The organism is Lentzea sp. NPDC055074 (assembly GCF_053608005.1).
Genome location: NZ_JBSGUQ010000036.1, coordinates 22,209 through 29,536, shown reverse-complemented (window position 1 = coordinate 29,536; position 7,328 = coordinate 22,209). Strand labels below are relative to the sequence as shown.

The following is a 7,328-nucleotide window of genomic DNA, read 5'->3' as shown; positions in this document are numbered from 1 at the left end:
TGCTCACACCGCGACTGTTGGCGGCGTTCTGGATCCTCCTCATCTCGGACGGCGAAATCCCTTCCAACGAAGCACCGTTCGCCAGCACCGGGTCAGGCGAGGGACTCGGCGGGCAAGGTCGTCTTCGCCTCGCCCACGCCGGTGATGTGGGACTCCGGTCACCTTGGCGAGCTTGGGGTTCCTGGCGGCCTCGCGGTTCTTCACCACCAGGAGCTGGGAGAAGCCCTGCGACGAGGCGGTGAGCTTCAGGTCGACGCCCGGTAGCACCTCGCGGTAGGTGGCGTCCGCGCCGGACAGCACCGGCGCGGGCAACGGCCCGAACGGCCAGGTGATCGAGACCTCGCGGTCGCCGTCACGCAGCTTCGCGGCAGGTCCGGTGCCACCGGCGGAGAACTCGATCGGCAGCACGGCCGCCGCCGGCGTCACCGTCTTGCCGTTGGCGCGCAAGGTCGTGTCGACGCGGGACCAGGAGCCGTCGGCCTGACGCGCGAACCGCGGCTCGGCCGACTGCTCCTCCGTGTAGCCGCCCTGAGGTTTCGCGAACGTCTGCGCGTTCTCCGACCGCAGGGAAAGGATCTCGACCCGCTGCCCGCAGCGCTGTGCCATGTCGGTGGCGGCCTGCGGAGTCTGTTGTACGTCAACGCAGTCGGGTACCGCTGTCGCGGCCGGGACGTGCAGACCCGGCAGCACCATCGCCGCTGTGATCAGGAATGTGCGCAGACCGAATCCGCGCGCTCTCGAAGCGCCAGACACTGTGTTGCCCCCAGGCGTCCGCGCGTGCCCCCGACAACCCGCGATGTGTTCAAGCTCGGCGGAAGCATGCATGCCGGATCAAAAAAATGGCAAGAGGCGCCGCCAGGTGGCCGGGCCCACGCGACGCGCGATCTTCGATGCGTCCCGCGCGACGGGCTTCGGTTCGCCAGGTCGTCCGCGGCGCTGCGGCAGGTCCTCGAGGATCTCAGCCAGGCGAGGGTGACGCTCGGGCACCGCTCGTGGGAAACAGCTGCCGACCATCGTCGGTGCGGGCACATCTCAACGCACAGCAGGTACCCCCACTGACCGAACGTGCGACTCGTAGCTCCAGCAGGTGTTCTTCGCGAGCCCCTTCCACGGCGTGGGGTCCAAGCACTTGCGCTGCTCGCTGCACTTCGTTGTGACACAACACAAGTACGCCGAACGCAGTCAGTCGGGCAAGTTCCGCGCAGGGGCAGCACCCAGGCGGAGTTCCTGGCACTGACAATGGGGGCGAAGCAGCAGATCAGGCCAGGGAAGCCAACTGTGTCAGCACTTCCTCACGTTGTGCGCCCGCCTCGTCGTGGTCTCCGTACGCGTCGAGCGCGTACCTCAGTGCTCGTTCGGCTCGATCGCGGTCGCCCGCTTTGGCCCAGCACCGGCCTTCCGCGTACGCCACGCGTCCGGCCAGCGAGGTCGAGCCGATCCGCTCGTACTGGTCGCGGCACCGTCCGTACGCGACGGCGGCGTCAGGCCAGCGCTCGAGTCGCTGGAGCACCTGGGCGAGGCCTTCGGACACGAAGATGAGCGCGCGGCGCTGAAACGCGGTCGGGTCGCCGTGCACGTGCCGTTCCGCGTCCTCCCGCAACGTGTTCTGCACCTCCAGCGCCTCCTCCACCCTGTCCAGCGCGAGCAGGGCCTGGCCGTGCAGGTGGCGCACCGGGAGCTGTTCCGACCAGTGGTCGAGGCCCGCGGAGAGCTCGGCGGCGCGTTCGATCATCGACAGCGCGGTGGCCCCGTCGCCGAGGCCCTTGTACAGCCAGCCGCAGTACGACAGGGCCCACATCCGCTCCCGCCGGTCGTCCGCGTCCTCGGCCAGGCGCAGCGCCCGCTCGTGGACCTCCAGCGCCTCCCGCGGCCTGGCCGTGACGCCCAGTGCCCAGCCGAGGAAGTTCAGGAGCTTGGCCTCCGCCACGACGTCGCCGAGTTCGCGGGCCGCGCAGGCGCCTGAGCGGAAGAGGCTTTCCCAGGGCAGGCGGTTCCACGTGTCGTCGGAGTACCAGTGCATCGCCGCGGTCGTGCGCACCACGTCACCGTGCATGCCCTCCTGAGCGGCGAGGCGCAGCGCCGCGATCCAGTTGGACTCCTCCTCGTCGAGCCACGTCCGCGCGTCCTCGACCGAACCGAACGCGCTGTCCGCCGGCTGCTCGGGGAAGAACATCGCCGCCGCTTCCGCCGCCCTGCCGAGCAGATGCTCCAGCACCGCGCCGGTGACGTGCTCGCGCTCCCCCGGCGCGCTCTCGGCCTCCCACCGCTGCCCGGCGAAGAGCCTCAGCAGGTCGTGGAAACGGAACCGGCCCTCGGCGGGAGCGTCCTGCAGCACGCTGGCCTCGATCAGCTCGTCGACGGCGCGGAACGCCTCTGTCTCCCCGAGGTCGGCGGCCACCCGCACGAGCTCGATGCCGAAGTCCGCACCGGGCAGGGCGGCGAGCCGGCAGAACGCGGTGCGCGCGGGCGGTGTGAGCGCCCGGTAGGACAGGTCGAACGCCGACCGGACCTGGAGGTCACCGGCGCTGAGCGCGCTGAGCCTCGTCCGCTCGTCGCGCAGCCCGTCGACGAGGCGCGCGACCGTCCAGTCAGGACGCGTGGCCAGGAGGTCGCCCGCGATCCGCAGTGCCAGCGGCAGGTTTCCGCACAGCTCGCCGAGTTCGCGGGCCGCCTCCGGCTCCGCGGCGATCCGCTCGTCGTCCGTGATCGCGGCGAGGAGGTCGCGCGCCTCCGCGTCCCGCAGAGGATCCAGGGGCAGCCAGCGCACACTCGCCAGCCCGGCCAGCGTGCGCCGGCAGGTGACGAGCGTGCGGCTCCCCGAGCCGAGACCGAGGAACGGCCGCACCTGCGACTCGGCGGAGGCGTTGTCCAGCACGACGAGCGCACGCTTCGCGGAGAGCACCGTGCGGTACCGGACGGCCTGGTCCTCCGCCGCCACCGGGATCTCCGCCGCGGGCACGCCGAGCGCCCTCAGCAGGCGGTCGAACACCGCGGTGACCTCCAGCGGCCGTTCGTCCATGCCGCGCAGGTCGACGGCGAAGCAGCCGTCCGGGAACTCCTCCCGCAACCGCTCCGCCGCGAACGCCACCATGACGGTTTTGCCGACCCCCGCGGGTCCGACGACCGCGACGTCGTGCCCGTCGGCCAGCAGGGCGCGCAGCAGCTCGAACTCGGCACCGCGGCCCGCCACGTCCCGCGGTGCCGGTGCCAGCGTCGCCAGCGGCTCGCCCGGCCTGCGGCGTCCTTCCTCCGCGGTACCGAGGAACGTGTCCCGTTCGGCGCCCGTCAGGCCGAACACGTCGGCGAGCGCCTCCGCCGAACGCCGTTGCGCCGCGCGGGCCCTGCCCCGTTCGAGCTCTCGCAACGCCCGCGCGCTCACCCCCGACGCGCGGGCCAGCTGTTCCTGGGTGAGACCGGCGGAGTGCCGGTGGCGGAGCAACAGTCCGGCGAAGGGCGGCAGTTCGTCAGAACCGGGTTCCATGTGGACAAGACGCCCACGCCGGACGGAGGCCGGTCAAGCAGAGGAAGCCGATCAGGCAGGGAGATCGGGGCGAACGTGCACAACGCCGGGCTCAGCGCGCGAGCAACGCCAGTTCGGCCTCGGCGGCCTCCCGCTCCGCCGTGTAGAGCGGCCCCTCGAAGCGGCACAGCGCGTACCGCAGGCACTGCCGCGCCTCGTCGTGGCACCCGGCCTGGCGCCACGCCTTGGCCTCGCTCAGCGCGAGTCCCGCCGAGTCGCGGTAACCGGCCCTCTGCTCGTCGTCCAGTGCCAGGCGTGCGGCCCGGTAGCCCTCGGCGGCCTCGTGCCAGCGCGACAACGCGGCGAAGCAGTCGGCCGCGATCGCGTAGGCCATCGTCTTCGCCTTGGTCTCCATGTCGTGGTTCGACTCGCCGCGCCTGCGGTCGATCTCGGCGAGCATCGTCTGGTGCAGGGCCAGCGCGTCGTCGAGGCGGCCCACCGCGAGCAGCGCGTGGCCGTACGCGATCGCCATCCAGATGCCCAGGTCGAAGAAGTCGTGCTCAGGTGACATCTCGTACGCCCTGCGCAGGTGGGCCATGCCCTCCTCGACGCGGCCCCGCCGCAGCATCGTCAGTCCGAGACCGCAGCACGCGATCATGAGCCCGCGGCGGTCGCCGATCTCCTCGGCTATGCCCATCGCGGTCTCGCTCAGCACCTGGGCCTGGTCGTCCGTGCCGACGAGGCTGCGCAACCAGGCGAGCAGGTTGAGCACGTCGACCTCCTCCACCTGCGACCCGAGCTCACGAGCGGCGCGCAACCCCGCTTCGCCCACGGCGATCCAGTCGTGCTTGAGCTCCCGGCTCTGGGCGTACCTGTGCATGCTCACGGCGAAGTCGAGGACCTGGCGATGCCGGCCGAGCTCAGCGGCGGCCTGGTGCACGTGCTCCCACGTCGTCTCCTCCTGGGTGAGCCACTCCTCTGCTTCCTCCAGCGAGGCGAACGGGCTGTCCGGCGGCACCTCCCGCACGTGGGCGAAGAAGAGCTTCCCCGCGGTGGCGCCACGGGCGAGCACGAACTCGTGCAGCCCGTCGCGCAGGCTCGTGCGCGTCCGCGGTGGTTCGTCGGCCTCGAGTCTTTCCAGCGCGAAAAGGCGAATCAGGTCGTGGAACTGCAACCGGTTCGACAGGGGTACGACACTCAGCAAGGACGCTTCGACGAGTTCGTCCAGCACCGGCACCGCTTCGTCGAGCGAGGTGCCGATCGCGACCGAGGCCAGTTCGTCGTCGAAACTCACACCGGGAATGAGGGCCAGGCGCCGGAACGCGGACTGGGCAGGCGGGGAAAGCTGCCTCAGCGACACCTCGAAAACAGATCTGATCCGCAGATCTCCCGCGGCGAGCGAGTCGAGCCGCAGGTTTTCGTCACGCAACCGGCGCACCAGCTGGGACACCGCCTGCTGCCCGTCCGCGAGCCGGTTCCCCGCGATCTTCACGGCGAGCGGGAGGTTGCCGCACAGCTCGACCAGCTCCCTGGACGCCTCCGGTTCCTCCCGCACCGCGTCGTCACCCGCGACGGACGCGACCAGGTCGACGGCGCCCGTCTCGGACAGCACGTCGAGCACCAGCCAGCGCGCGAACTCGAGTCCCGCCAGCGACCTGCGGCAGGTCACGACGGTCGCGCTGCCCGGCCCCGCGCAGAGCAACGGCCGGACGTGCGCCTCGTTCGCGGCGTTGTCGAGCACGACCAGCACACGCCGCTCGCGCACCAACGTCCGGAAGAGCACGCTGCGGTCGTCCGCGTCGGCCGGGATCCGGGCGGCGGGCACGCCCAGCGCCGTCAGCAGGCGGTCCAGGGCGGCACCAGCGCTCACCGGCCGTTCGTCGACTCCCCGCAGATCGATCGTCAGGCAGCCGTCGGGAAACCGGTCACCGAACCGCTGGACGGCGGCCATCGCGAGCGAGGTCTTGCCCACCCCGGGAGGACCGTGGACCACGACCACCCCGCCGGACAGGACCTCCTTCTCGAGGACCGCCATCTCGGCCTCGCGGCCCACCAGGCCCCGTGAGCCGGGGAGCTCGTGCGGTGCGGGAGCCGGCTCCGCCCGCCCCGACCGCCGCCTGCCCTGTTCCGCCTTGCTCAGGAAGTCCGCGCGCTCGGCACCGGTCAGCCCGAAGGCGTCGGCGAGCAGTTCCGCCGACCGTTCCTGGGCCGCGGAGGCCCGCCCTCGTTCCAGGTCCCGCAGCGCGCGGACGCTCACCCCCGACAGCTTCGCCAACGCCTCTTGCGTCAGCCCCGCCTCGGTCCGGTGGTGCAGCACGCTGACGCCGAAAGGGGAACGAGGAGCCGACCCGGGCATCGTCACGACCTCCGCTGCGATCCGATTCACCGTGGCGCGGGAATGGTACTCATTCTTCATGTCGTTCTCCGGTGTCCGTCACTTCCGCGTTTTCGACATTCGACGCACGTCATCCGGCAGGGCGGGAAATCGCGGGCCGGTGAGCGGAAACCGGCCGGGTGGGCGTGGCTCGCTTCCTTGCCCCGGTGGCGACCACTTCAATGTCCGGGCATGACCGGCTCCACGAACCCCGGCGACGGCGGCGCCTTCGGCGAGTACCTGCTGCGCACCCGCCGGGCCCTGGGCATGTCCCAGGCCGAGCTGGCGCGCACCTCGGGGATGAGCGAGCGTGCGCTGAGGGACCTGGAACGCGGCCGCGCGGCGGCGCCTCAGGAGCGGTCGGCCGAACTGCTGGCGGCCGCCCTCGCGCTGACCGGGAGCAGGCGGGAGTCCTTCCTGCTGCTCGCGAGGGAGTGCCGGCGCAGGTCGGTGCGCAGGATCGTGCTGCACGGTCTGCCCGCGGTGGGGGAACCGGTGGGCCGCGAGGCCGAGCTGCGCCGGGTGTCCGACGGGGTGGAACCGGGCGGCGTGCTGGTCGTCACCGGCCCTCCCGGCATCGGCAAGACGTCGGTCGCGGTGGCCGCCGCACAAAGGATCGCGGCCCGTTTCCCCGACGGGCACCTGGCCCTCGACCTGCGCGGGGTCGACGACTGCCCGATGAGCAGCCACACCGCGCTCGAGTGGATGCTGAACGCCGTCGGGGTGCCCGCGGACCGCGTCCCGCCCGACCTCGACGACCGCAGCACGCTCCTGAGCACCCTGCTGCGCGACCTCAGGGTGCTGGTGGTGCTGGACAACGCGCTGAACGAGGCGCAGATCCGGCCTCTGCTGAGCAGGGGCAGGCGCAGCTCGACGATCGTGACGTGCCGCAGCGCACTCGCGGGCCTGGAGTCGGCCACGTGGCTGACGCTGGACGTGCTGCCGTCGCCGGACGCCGTCGAACTGATCCGCGCCGTCGTCGGCGAGCAGGCCGTGCGTGAGGAACCCGAGGCGGTCGACGAGCTCGTCGCGTTGTGCGGCAACCTCCCGCTGGCCCTGCGCATCGTCTGCAACCTCCTGGCCACGCGGAGGCGGTGGTCGATCGCCACCGCCGTGGCGCGGCTGCGCGACGAACGGTCCCGCCTCGACTCCCTGTCCGCGGGCGACCTGCAGCTCAGGTCGGTCTTCGAGGTCTCGTACCGGCGGCTCGAACCACCGGCGCGCGCCGTGTTCCGCCGCCTCGCGCTCCTGCCCGCGAGCAGCTTCGACGAGGCGCTCGCGGCTGTGGCGGCCGACATGTCCCCCGACCGCGTCAGCGTTTGCCTGGACGAGCTCGTCGAGGCCTCGTTGCTCGTCACCGGCGCCGACCCGGTCCACTTCCGGTTCCACGACCTCGTCCGCCTGTTCGCGGCCGACCGCCTCGCCTCGGACGAAGCGCCGGACGTCCGCGAACGGCTCCGCTACCGGGTGCTCGCTCGGCTGAGACCCTAGGCG

The 7,328-nt window shown here is 71.8% G+C and carries 4 protein-coding genes; 1 reads left to right on the top strand and 3 read right to left on the bottom strand.

Features of this window, described 5'->3' with window-relative positions; translation table 11 throughout:
* Nucleotides 1–39 precede the first annotated feature (39 nt).
* From ACWF7A_RS43375 to ACWF7A_RS43365, 3 genes are all read right to left on the bottom strand, one after another.
* Complete coding sequence (locus tag ACWF7A_RS43375; protein ID WP_452256296.1) at nucleotides 40–693, bottom strand: hypothetical protein; 654 nt, start codon at nucleotides 691–693, stop codon at nucleotides 40–42.
* 565 nt (nucleotides 694–1,258) lie between these two features.
* Nucleotides 1,259–3,481 carry an ATP-binding protein gene (locus ACWF7A_RS43370; RefSeq protein ID WP_452256295.1) on the bottom strand — a complete coding sequence of 741 codons (2,223 nt, stop codon included), beginning with the start codon at nucleotides 3,479–3,481 and terminating at the stop codon, nucleotides 1,259–1,261.
* Between the two features lie 91 nt (nucleotides 3,482–3,572).
* The gene (locus tag ACWF7A_RS43365; protein WP_452256294.1) at nucleotides 3,573–5,846 is read right to left on the bottom strand and encodes a helix-turn-helix domain-containing protein; all 2,274 of its coding nucleotides are present in this window, start codon (nucleotides 5,844–5,846) and stop codon (nucleotides 3,573–3,575) included.
* Nucleotides 5,847–6,026: 180 nt separating this feature from the next.
* Here ACWF7A_RS43365 and ACWF7A_RS43360 point away from each other — a divergent pair, with 180 nt between their 5' ends.
* Nucleotides 6,027–7,325, top strand: a complete 1,299-nt coding sequence (locus ACWF7A_RS43360; RefSeq protein ID WP_452256293.1) for an NB-ARC domain-containing protein — start codon at nucleotides 6,027–6,029, stop codon at nucleotides 7,323–7,325.
* The last annotated feature ends 3 nt before the right edge of the window (nucleotides 7,326–7,328 follow it).

Excerpts from the sequence above, each read along its gene's own strand:
- ACWF7A_RS43375 (WP_452256296.1), bottom strand. The coding sequence starts at position 693 with ATGGTGCTGCCGGGTCTGCACGTCCCGGCCGCGACAGCGGTACCCGAC.
- ACWF7A_RS43370 (WP_452256295.1), bottom strand. The coding sequence starts at position 3,481 with ATGGAACCCGGTTCTGACGAACTGCCGCCCTTCGCCGGACTGTTGCTC.
- ACWF7A_RS43360 (WP_452256293.1), top strand. The coding sequence starts at position 6,027 with ATGACCGGCTCCACGAACCCCGGCGACGGCGGCGCCTTCGGCGAGTAC.